This is a genomic window from Vibrio sp. (assembly GCF_047973365.1).
Taxonomy (GTDB): Bacteria; Pseudomonadota; Gammaproteobacteria; order Enterobacterales; family Vibrionaceae; genus Vibrio.
Genome location: NZ_JBKEBW010000025.1, coordinates 40,256 through 50,963 on the forward strand (window position 1 = coordinate 40,256; position 10,708 = coordinate 50,963).

The 10,708-nt window shown below is 47.3% G+C and carries 22 protein-coding genes, 2 tRNA genes and 1 rRNA gene; 20 read left to right on the forward strand and 5 right to left on the reverse strand.

What is annotated here, in order from left to right:
* From ACK5MF_RS04080 to ACK5MF_RS04175, 20 genes are all read left to right on the forward strand, one after another.
* Window positions 1-264, forward strand: a complete 264-nt coding sequence (locus tag ACK5MF_RS04080; RefSeq protein WP_416919623.1) for a hypothetical protein — start codon at window positions 1-3, stop codon at window positions 262-264.
* Entirely contained in the window at window positions 261-1,055 is a 795-nt protein-coding gene (locus ACK5MF_RS04085; RefSeq protein WP_416919625.1) for a hypothetical protein, read from the forward strand. Before ACK5MF_RS04080 ends, ACK5MF_RS04085 begins: the two co-directional genes overlap by 4 nt.
* Window positions 1,052-3,082, forward strand: coding sequence for a replication endonuclease (locus tag ACK5MF_RS04090; RefSeq protein ID WP_416919627.1), 2,031 nt, complete (start codon window positions 1,052-1,054; stop codon window positions 3,080-3,082). The genes ACK5MF_RS04085 and ACK5MF_RS04090 overlap by 4 nt, the downstream gene beginning before the upstream one ends.
* A 66-nt stretch (window positions 3,083-3,148) precedes the next feature.
* Entirely contained in the window at window positions 3,149-3,346 is a 198-nt protein-coding gene (locus ACK5MF_RS04095) for a hypothetical protein (RefSeq protein WP_416919628.1), read from the forward strand.
* Complete coding sequence (locus ACK5MF_RS04100; RefSeq protein WP_416919630.1) at window positions 3,339-3,797, forward strand: hypothetical protein; 459 nt, start codon at window positions 3,339-3,341, stop codon at window positions 3,795-3,797. The genes ACK5MF_RS04095 and ACK5MF_RS04100 overlap by 8 nt, the downstream gene beginning before the upstream one ends.
* On the forward strand, window positions 3,787-4,350 hold the full coding sequence (locus ACK5MF_RS04105) for a hypothetical protein (protein WP_416919632.1): 564 nt from the start codon (window positions 3,787-3,789) through the stop codon (window positions 4,348-4,350). Before ACK5MF_RS04100 ends, ACK5MF_RS04105 begins: the two co-directional genes overlap by 11 nt.
* Entirely contained in the window at window positions 4,313-5,065 is a 753-nt protein-coding gene (locus ACK5MF_RS04110; protein ID WP_416919634.1) for a hypothetical protein, read from the forward strand. The genes ACK5MF_RS04105 and ACK5MF_RS04110 overlap by 38 nt, the downstream gene beginning before the upstream one ends.
* 117 nt (window positions 5,066-5,182) lie before the next feature.
* Window positions 5,183-5,320 carry a hypothetical protein gene (locus tag ACK5MF_RS04115; protein ID WP_416919636.1) on the forward strand — a complete coding sequence of 46 codons (138 nt, stop codon included), beginning with the start codon at window positions 5,183-5,185 and terminating at the stop codon, window positions 5,318-5,320.
* Entirely contained in the window at window positions 5,320-6,171 is an 852-nt protein-coding gene (locus ACK5MF_RS04120; protein WP_416919638.1) for a major capsid protein P2, read from the forward strand. Before ACK5MF_RS04115 ends, ACK5MF_RS04120 begins: the two co-directional genes overlap by 1 nt.
* Window positions 6,172-6,173: 2 nt before the next feature.
* Window positions 6,174-6,425, forward strand: coding sequence for a hypothetical protein (locus ACK5MF_RS04125; RefSeq protein ID WP_416919640.1), 252 nt, complete (start codon window positions 6,174-6,176; stop codon window positions 6,423-6,425).
* Complete coding sequence (locus tag ACK5MF_RS04130) at window positions 6,425-6,562, forward strand: hypothetical protein (protein WP_416919642.1); 138 nt, start codon at window positions 6,425-6,427, stop codon at window positions 6,560-6,562. Before ACK5MF_RS04125 ends, ACK5MF_RS04130 begins: the two co-directional genes overlap by 1 nt.
* Window positions 6,563-6,572: 10 nt before the next feature.
* On the forward strand, window positions 6,573-6,791 hold the full coding sequence (locus ACK5MF_RS04135; protein ID WP_416919644.1) for a hypothetical protein: 219 nt from the start codon (window positions 6,573-6,575) through the stop codon (window positions 6,789-6,791).
* On the forward strand, window positions 6,770-7,141 hold the full coding sequence (locus ACK5MF_RS04140; protein ID WP_416919646.1) for a hypothetical protein: 372 nt from the start codon (window positions 6,770-6,772) through the stop codon (window positions 7,139-7,141). The genes ACK5MF_RS04135 and ACK5MF_RS04140 overlap by 22 nt, the downstream gene beginning before the upstream one ends.
* A 10-nt stretch (window positions 7,142-7,151) precedes the next feature.
* Entirely contained in the window at window positions 7,152-7,577 is a 426-nt protein-coding gene (locus ACK5MF_RS04145) for a hypothetical protein (protein WP_416919648.1), read from the forward strand.
* Between the two features lie 65 nt (window positions 7,578-7,642).
* Window positions 7,643-8,260, forward strand: coding sequence for a hypothetical protein (locus ACK5MF_RS04150; protein WP_416919650.1), 618 nt, complete (start codon window positions 7,643-7,645; stop codon window positions 8,258-8,260).
* Window positions 8,260-8,634, forward strand: a complete 375-nt coding sequence (locus ACK5MF_RS04155; RefSeq protein ID WP_416919651.1) for a hypothetical protein — start codon at window positions 8,260-8,262, stop codon at window positions 8,632-8,634. The genes ACK5MF_RS04150 and ACK5MF_RS04155 overlap by 1 nt, the downstream gene beginning before the upstream one ends.
* 2 nt (window positions 8,635-8,636) lie before the next feature.
* Window positions 8,637-8,894, forward strand: coding sequence for a hypothetical protein (locus ACK5MF_RS04160; RefSeq protein WP_416919653.1), 258 nt, complete (start codon window positions 8,637-8,639; stop codon window positions 8,892-8,894).
* A complete protein-coding gene (locus ACK5MF_RS04165) occupies window positions 8,887-9,315 on the forward strand; it encodes a M15 family metallopeptidase (protein ID WP_416919662.1) in 429 nt (142 codons plus the stop codon). The genes ACK5MF_RS04160 and ACK5MF_RS04165 overlap by 8 nt, the downstream gene beginning before the upstream one ends.
* A 33-nt stretch (window positions 9,316-9,348) precedes the next feature.
* Window positions 9,349-9,537 (forward strand): hypothetical protein, encoded by a 189-nt coding sequence (locus tag ACK5MF_RS04170; protein ID WP_416919655.1) that lies wholly within the window; start codon window positions 9,349-9,351, stop codon window positions 9,535-9,537.
* Complete coding sequence (locus ACK5MF_RS04175) at window positions 9,537-9,668, forward strand: hypothetical protein (RefSeq protein WP_416919657.1); 132 nt, start codon at window positions 9,537-9,539, stop codon at window positions 9,666-9,668. The genes ACK5MF_RS04170 and ACK5MF_RS04175 overlap by 1 nt, the downstream gene beginning before the upstream one ends.
* A 30-nt stretch (window positions 9,669-9,698) precedes the next feature.
* Here ACK5MF_RS04175 and ACK5MF_RS04180 read toward each other — a convergent pair whose 3' ends face one another.
* The 5 genes from ACK5MF_RS04180 to rrf all read right to left on the reverse strand — a co-directional run bounded on the left by ACK5MF_RS04180 (window position 9,699) and on the right by rrf (window position 10,686).
* Complete coding sequence (locus tag ACK5MF_RS04180; protein WP_416919658.1) at window positions 9,699-10,010, reverse strand: hypothetical protein; 312 nt, start codon at window positions 10,008-10,010, stop codon at window positions 9,699-9,701.
* Window positions 10,010-10,261: a hypothetical protein gene (locus ACK5MF_RS04185; protein ID WP_416919660.1), complete on the reverse strand. Its 252-nt coding sequence runs from the start codon at window positions 10,259-10,261 to the stop codon at window positions 10,010-10,012. The genes ACK5MF_RS04180 and ACK5MF_RS04185 overlap by 1 nt, the downstream gene beginning before the upstream one ends.
* Before the next feature lie 89 nt (window positions 10,262-10,350).
* Window positions 10,351-10,427: transfer RNA gene (locus ACK5MF_RS04190), tRNA-Trp, on the reverse strand.
* 36 nt (window positions 10,428-10,463) lie between these two features.
* Window positions 10,464-10,540 (reverse strand) — tRNA-Asp (locus ACK5MF_RS04195).
* A gap of 30 nt (window positions 10,541-10,570) precedes the next feature.
* Window positions 10,571-10,686: ribosomal RNA gene (rrf, locus tag ACK5MF_RS04200) — 5S ribosomal RNA — on the reverse strand.
* Window positions 10,687-10,708: the final 22 nt, after the last annotated feature.

A 10,708-nucleotide genomic window follows, 5' to 3' on the forward strand; every position in this document is an offset into this window, starting at 1 on the left:
ATGGACGTGATTTTTAAGGAGGGTAAATCCATCACTGATTTACCCATCACTGACCCAATCCACAAACCTTGTTTAACAATGGCAGGGCTTGAGGATTTCGACCCTAAAAAAACCGAGCGAGCGCATTTTTTAATATCAAAACTTAGAGAGAAACACGGTATTAAAAAGCGCGTTAAGCGTGAACCTAAACCCATGAATTACACCTGTACGGCTAGCGGCTGCATTGAGCCTTGGGGTGATACGAGTAATGAAGGTGATGTATGAAATTTAAACCCAACCGTGAACGCTTTAATGTTCTGTCGTCCGGTGGCGGCACTCAATCAAATGCAATCATCTGCTTAATTCATGCGGGGATTTTGCCTAAGCCTGATTTAATCATTATGGCAGACACTGAACGCGAAATGCCAAACGTGTTTGAGTACCAGAAAAAGCACATTCAACCCCTTTGTGATGACATGGGGGTTAAATACCACATTGCTAAGAAATCTGACTGGACTCATTGGGATTTATACGACAAGAAAGGCATAACCTTTCCGGGTTTTTTCACTGAGTGGAACGGGCGCAAGGACAACGGGGACTGCAACAAACAGCCGGGTTTTTGTTCGGGTAAGTGGAAAACCGAAGTCACCCGCAAATTCTTAAATAACCATTACCCAGAGCAAGTCAAAAACGGGGTAGATTCATGGATTGGGTTTACCGTCGACGAATTACGTCGAGTTCGTACACCTATCGGCAAGTGGCAAAACCGCTACCCTTTGATTGATTTGCGCATGACGCGCCATGATTGCATTCGCTATGTTGAAAAATACGGTTTACCTACCCCGCCCCGCTCGTCGTGTTGGATGTGCCCTAACCGCAAAAATCACGAATGGTTAGATATGAAAATCAACCAACCAGAAACCTTTCAGACCGCTTGTGCTTTTGAACGTGAAATACAAAGAGAAAATCCCCACTTGTGGCTTCATCAAAAAGGCATACCTCTTTCTGAGGTGGACTTTACAGGGCACGACCAACAACAGGATTTGTTTTGCAGCAATGGGGCGTGCTTTACGTGAATAACGCATCCGTCATTAGCGCACGTATTAAGCGCAAAGTCCGTCAAAAAGACCTAATATCCGTTAGGTCTGTTTTTGATGCGCGCCCTATTTTGGTTGCTGCGATGGAGCAAGCGGATTCTCAAGGCGCACTCTTCACTCAGAATCTAAAAGATACCGCCAAACAATACGTGTTTGACAATGGCACAAGCTTTTCACGCCATTTTATCCGACGTTTGCCCTTTATCGTTCGTGAGGACGTAGAATACCAAATAGCCAAACGCCTAAAGCGCAAGAACGCCACCAAACCCAACATGGAGCGGTTCATCAATTCAACGGTGAGCCACGCCCTGAAATTTGCACCGGTGATTGAAAACAAGTTTCCTTTTGTGGATGAACGACACGTAGCGAATTACAGACAGCCGCTTGAACGCTCAAACCCGCACTTAAAACCGCATCTCACTCATGAAGTGTTAGAGCCTGTTTCGTTTGATCATCACGCTCTAATGAGTGATGAACAAATAGAACTCATAGCCCGACATTTAGTAATGGGCTTTACCACACTGATTCAAGATACACAGATTGTTGATACTGAGCGCGGTTACTTAAACGCGTTGCATTCGGTATTTCTTATGATTGGTGATTTAATGAAGCCCTATTTCATTAAGCCGCCAAGCATTAAGAAAAAACACAAATATGTAGCTGACGCTGAGCGAGAGTTAGAAATCGCTATTCGTCGCTGTCTGGATGCTGCGTATTTGGTGCGCAAGTTTAAATACCTGCGCACCCAGTACATTGAATATTCACAAATCGCCCTTGGTCGAGTGGGCAAGAAAAAAGGGCAAATGAAATACATTTCTACCCGTTCGTTTACTCGTTGGAGGCGTAAGCAAGCCGAGGCGAAAGAATGGCTAGATACTATGGCAGCGTTTGACCCTGAAACAGGCACCGCCTTTGATTTGTCCGACATCGTTAAGCGCACCACCTCAAACCAAGAAAACCGACGCGTTGAGTTAGTGGTGCGTAGTCGTGGGGATGAAGGAAGGGCGATTGATTTGGGCTTTGTAGGCGTATTTCTTAACTGGACGCTTCCGTCAAAGTATCACCGCAACTCGCACAAGTGGAACGGCTGCACCGTCAAGGAGGCGCATCAAAACCTCATGGAGCAATGGAAATTAGCCCGTGCATGGTTCAAGAAATTAGATATTGAATGGTTTGGGTTACGGGTAGCCGAGCCGCACAAAGACGGCACGCCCCATGCGCACATGTTTCTGTATGTTGACCCAAGCCAAAAAGCGCAACTGGTTGAGATTTGTCGCTCTATTGCCTGTAATGAAGACCGCGACGAACTGAATACGCCAGACGCACGACAAGCCCGTTTTCTAGCAAAAGATTGCGATCCATCCCAAGGTACAGCAACGGGTTACATCGTCAAATACATTTCCAAAAACATCAACGGGGCGCACATGCCCGAAACCGAAGCCGAGCGCAATGCCGAGCGTGTCCGCGCTTGGGCTTCCACGCACAGAATTAAGCAGTTTTCCCAGTCCGGCTCTAAAAGCGTTGGGCTGTGGCGACAACTAAGACGCGCCAGTAAAAAAGACACTGCCTTTGATAGTGAGCTTGAAGCCTTGCGTCATGCTGCGGATAAATCCCGCTGGAATGCGTTTTGTACCTTGGCAGGGCATGAAAGCTTAGCCTATGAAGAAAAACTCAATAAATACGGTGAAACCACGAAAAAAGTTATTGGTATCCAATGGCTCGATAAAATCATCGAGACGGCAGCAACCAACTACAGCTTAGTGCGTAAAAAAGACGTGAAGCGTTTGCAAGAGGCGCGGAGCGTCTCTCCTTGGAGCACTGAAAATAAGTGTAACCACCCCGAAGAAAAGCCCATCTCTGTGCTCGAAAAGGCATTGATGGACGCGACCGGATGGAGCGTTAAAGGGGTTCAATGTCTTATCAAGCCACTTTTGCAGGGGGCAAAAATCCCAATAGATAAATTTACGACGTTAAGTCTGAGAAATGGACAACTTAACGCCACCTAAAACACGCCAACGATGTGAATCAGGGGCACCCTATTAACCAACGTCGTGAGACAGGAGTAAACCATTGTGACCAAGTACGAGTTACTGGAAAAAGTAAAACGAGCCGAAGAAATAGAAATCGAGATTCGGCAGCTTGCATCGAGCGCAGCGGCAATGCTGCATGTGAACAAGATTCAGGCTTTGGGTATTGAATATCAGGAGGTGAGTGCGGTCATCCGTGAAGCAGTAAAAATCACGTTACTGGCGGGGTTATGCCATGAGTAAAAACCCAAAACACGGTTATATCCGCTGCTTTTCCTGTAGTGAACCCTCAACGGTTCACATCGTGGGGGAAGCGAAGCTACTAGAGCAAGGCGAACCACCCAAAAACAAGCGCAATACGGGGCGATATTACTATGTCTGCCCGAGTTGCGGTACGTGTCAGCCAAAAAACGCACAGGAGCGCATTAGCGCGGCACTGGTTGACGACGCAAGTCAACTACCACCGCTTGAAGCGAGTAACACTATGGTTTCAGAAGTGGAAGAGGTGAAGCCCTTAACCGTTTCGAAACCAGAAGAAATCACGCCTCAAGTGGAGCGCATCCCCACAAGCAACACTGACAAGCCCAAAGTGACGTTAAGCAAGACGCGGCTTTATTTGGGCGGTGCGGCTGCCCTTGTTTTGATATTCACCTTAATTAACTTTTTCCCTCGGAGTAACCCAAATGCAAACTAAACCAGAAATGAACGAGCTTGAGAGCCAGAGTGCGCCAGAAGAATTGACCGTTGACAGCCTATTGGCTGATTTTGACAGCGCGTCGTTTGATTCAGCGCTGGCGCAACTTGACGCAACCGACAAAGCCGCACAGGAAGCACAGGAAGCCACAAAGCAACCAGAGGAAGACAAAACCTCCAAACAGGACGCGAAAGCCGCGGTGGGCATGGCTCAAACTGCCTTTATTGTCTCTGAAAACCTGATTAGCGGTTTAACGGGTATTGAGTTCAAATACGATGAAGCCAGTAAAAATGGGGTTTTAGAGGCGTTAGAGCCGCTCATTGAAAAACATGGGTTAACGTGGCTAGGTTGGTTTGATAAGTACCGCGAAGAGATTGTTTTTGCTATTGCGTTCGGTGGTCTGGCGTTCACCAGTTGGATGCAACTCAAAAAGGCCACCGCACAAAAAGCGATACAAGCACAACACGAAAAGCAACGCGCCCAATTTGAGCGCATTAAACAAAAGGAGGCGGAACTTGAAAAAGCCAAGCAAGCCATTGCTCAATCTGCCTAACCCGATTAACTCCAATCCGGCACTGGATGCGGAGCACACAACCTATATAGGCACGACAGGCAGTGGGAAAACCACCGCAGTTAAGCTTATGGACACGATACCCAAAAAAGGGGCGCAAGTGGCGTTTTTTGACCCGTACCGCAACTATGCGGACGGGAAATTCAAAGGACAAAAGGTGCTGAGCTTTACCAGTAGCCAAAAGCAAGTCTTTATCCGCGCTTTGTTTGCGGCTCGCAAGAAAGGCGCACCATTTAAAATTGCCTACGTGCCGTCGTCAGCGTGCGAAGATGAACTGGAGTTTTTCTGCTCCGTGGTTTGGGCGTTGGGTGATGGTCGTCGCCCTGCTTTTCATATCGTGATTGAAGAATTAGCGTCTTGCGTGGAAACAGCGGGCAAGCTTAAAGGCAAGGCGGGCGAGCTTTTACGCGGTGGTCGCCAGTTCGGTATCGTGGTACATACCGTTTTCCAACGCACCCAAGAGGTACCCAAAACCGTCGTGAGTCAGTCCGATACTTGGTGGGTTGGGGCTTTAGCCAGTTCAAAGGATGCGGAATATATCGCCAACGCGAAAGGGGTTGATCTTAACGTTTTGCTTAACCTTAAATCTGCTAAAGCCAATAAAGACGCGGTTGGAAAACCCATTGCTGAATATGTGTTAATTAAAAACGGCATTGGCAATGTGAAAAAAGCCTCGTTTGATTGCTCCAAGGCGTAATAAACCCGCCTTTTAAACCTATAGGTTAGAGCCTTAACCTATAGGTTTTACTCTATTTCCCTTCCCCGCTTTTCAAAGCACTGTAAACACTCTTTCAACAACGTGGAGCGTTAACTCGTGAAATTCAACAAAGCCACTATGGTTCCCATGGCTGTTACAGCATTATTTACCATTGTAATTATTGCCATCATCAACAACACAAAAGCACTGGAAAAAGTATCTGATACTGTTAACGGCGATTCGGGGTGGTTCTAATGTCATATAAATACCGTGGTATTCGCCCTGTAGAGGTCACCAGTTTTGATGGTGTTCGTTATCAGGGTAAAGCGTCGCTGTCCCTGCCTTGCGGTGACACGTACGACTATATTTTTCTTCGCTCAAACCTTCCGGCGGAGCGTTTAACGTTCAAAGCACGTCTAAACGGTAAGGTGTTCTATGAAGCGCCACTTCGCATCTTTGAAATGCTAGACGCATACAAAGGGCTAGATCAAACGCAAAACATTGAGGTAAACGGTTACGTGTATGTCATTCCGTTTGCGGATTTATCTATGCGCCTGAAAGACGGGCAAAACCTGACAGGTTTGGTGACCCAAATCGGCGAAAGCTTCGACATTGAAGTATCTATTGCAGCAAAAGAGGCGGGCGACCCTGACAATATCTACCTGTCAGCGCATCCGCTGCTGGGTTTGCCGCAAGCACAGCGCGTATTTTTACCGCGTTTGGAAGTGGCGAACATCCCAACACCCGCCATTGGTACAAACCAATTTTCAAGTTTGCCGAATGTGCCTAACCGCACAGTTCGTCGTATGCATTTCGACACGCCACACATTGAGCGCATCGACATAAAACGCGATGACGATGAAGCCTACGCAACGGACTGTTTCCTCGAAGCCTTCCGCGCCAAGCGCAACAAGCGCACATGGCAAGACGGATGGACGCATCTCGATTTTGTGATGCGTGGTTACATTCAAAACGAAATGTTCCCAACGGTGCGCGATAAGCAGCTTATCTTCACACTGGAAACCACAGCCGCGACAGGCTCGATTGATGTCTATATCGAGTACCTAGACTGCGAAAAACCAGAGCTATTAGCGACAGGTAGTTAATTATGAGTTGGTGGGATTCTTTAATTGATGCCGCGTCCGATTTGAGCGATACGGCAGTGGGAATTTATAACGACTGGACATCCGTAGATTCTAGTACCGCCAACAACACCCAGACCCCCGCTGCGAATGACACGGGTAACACGTATCCGCAAACCACCACAGGGGGCGCAACAAGCGTCCCAGTGTGGGTGTGGGCGGGTGGCGGTACGCTACTGGTCATCATCCTAATCCTGTTACTAAGAGGGGGTAAATAATGCCTTTTGCAATTCCTTTCTTAATCGGTGCGGGTGGTATCGGCTTGGGTTACGGAGCGTACACCGCCACACAAAAAGCGGTGTCATGGGTGGTTGCTGCGGTCTGTCTGTTCTTAGCGTTCAAGTTTTTATTTTAAGGGGGCTTAAATGCTGAGTTCTTTAGCCAGTATGGGCGGTGGCGTGAGTGCGGGCGGTGGAATGACGGGCGGCTCGTCCGGTGACATTTACACCACCAACACCAGTGAGACCCATAATAACAGCGGCTTTACTAGCGGTACGTACAATTTCGGCAGCAATAACGGTGTCCCGTCGTGGGCAATTCTGGCGGCTGCGTTGGTTGGGTTATGGCTGTTCTTGAAAAAGTAACCTTTTTGGAGGCGTTCCCGCACATAGAAACGGCTTTGAATGGTTACGTATGGGGAGCGTGTCAGGAATGTTGGCTTAATCAAGCGCAGTGCTACCGTGCGGGTGACACTTATATGATGTTGCGCGTTGAATCAGACACGCAGGAATTAGTGGTTGTAGCTCTTCAGGGGGAAATGAAAAGCGGCACGCGAGCCGCCATTGCCCACGCAAAGCAGCTCAATCTAACGTCGATTCGGGCGCACTTTTTCAGACGTGGCGCAGAGCGCTTCATCCGTCATCAACTGGGTGAAAACGCTCGCACGGTAGCGGTTATCCAAGATAACGAGCACATCGTTAGAATTATTTTTTAAAAGGTGAAATATGGGCGGTAAATCACAGTCCAGTAGTTCAAACACCACCACAACCAACACCACCAATAAAAGTAATTCGGTGGGCGTGGGTGGTGATAACAGCGGGATTATCCTTTCAGGCAATGAAGGGGATATCAATTTAACACAAACTGACCACGGGGCGATTGATAGCGCGTTTGAGTTTGGGGAATCGGCATTAGATGAAGCGTTCGGCTTTGGTGAAAATGTCTTTAGCGACGCTATTAACTTCGGCAATAACGCACTAGCAGCGGTCGATAACTCCAACCAAGCGGCTTTGTCCTTTGCTAACTCAGTGAACGCAAGTAACGCAACTAGTGGAGCCAGTGACATGCTCGACAGTAAATTTATGATTTACATGGGCGCGGGTGTGGGCGTTGTGATGTTATTGGTCATCGTTATGGCGGTACGTAAATAATGCAAAATATTATCAAAGTCACTCTACAGTCCGGTGAATCCCTGCGGGCGGCTGCGGCTCGATATTTGTTAATGCGAGATGCGACCAATTCGGTCACGCTTCGCGCAGATACTTACGAGCCTGTAGAAATCCGCAAAAATGATGTTATTCCAACGCAGGGCTTTACCATGTTGGAATTAAGCAACCATCACGGGGGCGCGGTGACGGTGGAATATCAAATTACTGACCTTGCGATTAATGCTCAATCGGATGCGGTGTCCGTGTCGGGCGCGGTGACAGTGGATGAAATCAAAAAGCCCGTGGTGGTTTCGGGTGTTCAGGATGTCGTAGCCGCGCGGGTGGTGAATGATATTTCTGTAGCTAATTTCCCAGACGTGCAGAAAGTTGAGGTTCTCAATCAGCCTGATTTTGCGCTTGAAATGCCAGAGCAGATCAACGTGAGAGAAGAACGCTCAACGCTCAATAATCTGGGTCATTTCTTTTCAAATGGACAAATGAACATCCCAGAAAACCCAAACCGTAAGGCGGTTATTGTCTTCGCCCCTGCTAGTAACCCGATAGATATCACCGTGGGCGAGCTAATCCCCATTTCACCAGGTGGGCACGCGGTCATTCCTGTAACAAATGAGTTACGACTTGACGGTGGCGACACATGCACCGCGTACGTAGGGGAGTTCGTTTGATGCAATTTTCACTCTACACACCGAAAAACCAAGCGTCTGGCGGGTCACTGAAAATAGTGGACATCTATCAACGTATCGGCACGGTTTCAAAGGGCGTTAAAACCACGCTATCGCTACCAGAGAAAGGCATTAAATTTATCACGGTAGCAAAAGCGACAAGCTATAGCCCGAGCATCCCAATCGGTATTTTAGATGTGATAAAAGTTAGCTTTTATCAGGATAGCTACACCAACGGCAGATCTCTAGATATTGAGTCTAATTATGAGTCATCACTAATCATGATTCCCGAAGGGGCAAACCAAGTGACATTTGAGCTAGGCTCAAACAGCACTGTAGCAAGTACAACTCTTAATTTAATAGCGTACGGGGTTTAATCATGTATCACGTTTTTAAAAATAGCGCGGGGCAAATAGCCATCATTTCGAGTACGTCAGAACGCCATAGCGTCCTATTAGCGTTTTACCGCGCAAATTTCGAAGAAGAGGTGAAAGCCGATATTTTAAACCCTAACCGTTTTCATGAAATTGATATTGTTAACGGTGAAATTGTCTATATTTCGCAGGAGCTAAGCGAGCATGAACAAACCATTAATGCTAGCAATAGCACTGATAGCGGGGCTGTATCTGATGTTTAAAAAACAAGTGGACACAACCGTTAGCGGGTGGGTGTTATCGGCTCGAAGTGAAGCGCGAATGCTTGGGGTTCATAGCGACCTAAAAGCTGTAGTTCGTCGAGCCTTGGAGTTATCCCCGTTTGACTTTGGCATTACAGCGGGAAACCGCACAGCCGAAGAGCAAAACGCGCTTTATCATCAAGGCGCATCTACGCTAGACGGCTACACAAAGCTAAGCCGACATCAAACGGGACACGCCATTGATTTTGTGGCATACGATGAAAACGGCAGTGTTACGTGGACAATGGATTACTACACAGCCATTAGCCAAGCCTTTAAGCAAGCCGCCAGTGAGCTAGGTTATCCCATTATCTGGGGTGGTGACTGGTCAAGCTTTGTAGATGGTCCTCACATTGAACTAGACCGCGCTTACTACGCATAACCAAATAACCAACGTCGTGAGACAGGGGGAACAATGAACAAGGTATTTAACTACTTAAAACAAGCGTCAACATGGGAAGGCGTGACAACCGCCTTATTAACCGTGGCGTTAGCGTCTGGTGACATTGCGACAGGTGGCGCGGTCACAACCATTCTAACGGTTGTGGGCGGCATTGCTGCGGCTACGTCAATTAGTCGTGACGATAGCAAGAAAGGTGAGTAATGGAGTTCGTAGAGCTACTACAGAGCTTAACAAGTATGGGGTTTCCACCGCTAACCGTTGCCGTGTTGCTTCTACTGCACAAACAAGATAAGCGTTTATCCATTCTTGAAGCCTTAGCCAGTAAAAAATAAACCATCCAGAAAAGACAAAAGCCGCTATTTCTAGCGGCTTTCTTGCTCAAGTAATTCAGAATTATTACCAAGCACCTTGGCGGGTAATAATGGCTCTAACGTTACCCATGATATATATAGCAGAGCAAGGCTACATACAATCATTGTTTCTTCTGGCAAAAACTCAATTAACTGCTGTTTGTAGAATACGCAATTATAGACAAACGAGAAAAGCGCTTTTAAAGAGAACAAAAAAGACATCAAATACACGCATCTTTTTTTTGTTAAGTTTTGCACCTTCAAGTGATAGATGGTGCTAGCGGCTACAACAATCAATAAATATAGAAGAATAAGTAAATCCATTAATCTTCCTTTTGCTCGTCATCGTCGTTGAGTAGCTTCCATCCGGCAACACCTCCCGCTATAGAGGCGAGAATAATGCCCACAGGACCTAAAGCAAAAGCGCCCGCAATACCCGCACCAACAATTGAGCCACCAACCGTATTTAAGCTTCTATCTTTGTAGTGTTTTTCGCAAAGTTCATCTTTGTGAACAGGCTGATTACAACGTTTCCCGTTAACCATTTTTTGGCATCTCTTACTAGGTAATGACATCTACACTCCCATTGTAATCAGTTTTTGAACGCAACAAAACCCGCCCATTTCTGGGCGGGTTTCTTTTTGCATAACTATGCAAATGAATATGGCAGGGGTGGAGAGATTCGAACTCCCAACACGCGGATTTGGAATCCGCTGCTCTGCCAATTGGAGCTACACCCCTGCAGTTCGTTTTTAGTGAGACGACTCTCAGAATAAGTGGCGGAGCGGACGGGACTCGAACCCGCGACCCCCGGCGTGACAGGCCGGTATTCTAACCAACTGAACTACCGCTCCGCATTGGTTAGCGCTTGGTGCTAAATATGAGCCTGGCGATGTCCTACTCTCACATGGGGAAACCCCACACTACCATCGGCGCTAATTCGTTTCACTTCTGAGTTCGGCATGGAATCAGGTGGGTCCAAATCGCTATGGTCGCCAAGCAAAATTCTTGGACTAATGACA

What these genes read in the sequence shown, in the direction of transcription:
- ACK5MF_RS04080 (WP_416919623.1), top strand. Translation starts at nt 1, where the DNA reads ATGGACGTGATTTTTAAGGAGGGTAAATCCATCACTGATTTACCCATC.
- ACK5MF_RS04085 (WP_416919625.1), top strand. Translation starts at nt 261, where the DNA reads ATGAAATTTAAACCCAACCGTGAACGCTTTAATGTTCTGTCGTCCGGT.
- ACK5MF_RS04100 (WP_416919630.1), top strand. Translation starts at nt 3,339, where the DNA reads ATGAGTAAAAACCCAAAACACGGTTATATCCGCTGCTTTTCCTGTAGT.
- ACK5MF_RS04105 (WP_416919632.1), top strand. Translation starts at nt 3,787, where the DNA reads ATGCAAACTAAACCAGAAATGAACGAGCTTGAGAGCCAGAGTGCGCCA.
- ACK5MF_RS04120 (WP_416919638.1), top strand. Translation starts at nt 5,320, where the DNA reads ATGTCATATAAATACCGTGGTATTCGCCCTGTAGAGGTCACCAGTTTT.
- ACK5MF_RS04125 (WP_416919640.1), top strand. Translation starts at nt 6,174, where the DNA reads ATGAGTTGGTGGGATTCTTTAATTGATGCCGCGTCCGATTTGAGCGAT.
- ACK5MF_RS04130 (WP_416919642.1), top strand. Translation starts at nt 6,425, where the DNA reads ATGCCTTTTGCAATTCCTTTCTTAATCGGTGCGGGTGGTATCGGCTTG.
- ACK5MF_RS04135 (WP_416919644.1), top strand. Translation starts at nt 6,573, where the DNA reads ATGCTGAGTTCTTTAGCCAGTATGGGCGGTGGCGTGAGTGCGGGCGGT.
- ACK5MF_RS04140 (WP_416919646.1), top strand. Translation starts at nt 6,770, where the DNA reads ATGGCTGTTCTTGAAAAAGTAACCTTTTTGGAGGCGTTCCCGCACATA.
- ACK5MF_RS04145 (WP_416919648.1), top strand. Translation starts at nt 7,152, where the DNA reads ATGGGCGGTAAATCACAGTCCAGTAGTTCAAACACCACCACAACCAAC.
- ACK5MF_RS04155 (WP_416919651.1), top strand. Translation starts at nt 8,260, where the DNA reads ATGCAATTTTCACTCTACACACCGAAAAACCAAGCGTCTGGCGGGTCA.
- ACK5MF_RS04160 (WP_416919653.1), top strand. Translation starts at nt 8,637, where the DNA reads ATGTATCACGTTTTTAAAAATAGCGCGGGGCAAATAGCCATCATTTCG.
- ACK5MF_RS04165 (WP_416919662.1), top strand. Translation starts at nt 8,887, where the DNA reads ATGTTTAAAAAACAAGTGGACACAACCGTTAGCGGGTGGGTGTTATCG.
- ACK5MF_RS04170 (WP_416919655.1), top strand. Translation starts at nt 9,349, where the DNA reads ATGAACAAGGTATTTAACTACTTAAAACAAGCGTCAACATGGGAAGGC.
- ACK5MF_RS04175 (WP_416919657.1), top strand. Translation starts at nt 9,537, where the DNA reads ATGGAGTTCGTAGAGCTACTACAGAGCTTAACAAGTATGGGGTTTCCA.
- ACK5MF_RS04180 (WP_416919658.1), bottom strand. Translation starts at nt 10,010, where the DNA reads ATGGATTTACTTATTCTTCTATATTTATTGATTGTTGTAGCCGCTAGC.
- ACK5MF_RS04185 (WP_416919660.1), bottom strand. Translation starts at nt 10,261, where the DNA reads ATGTCATTACCTAGTAAGAGATGCCAAAAAATGGTTAACGGGAAACGT.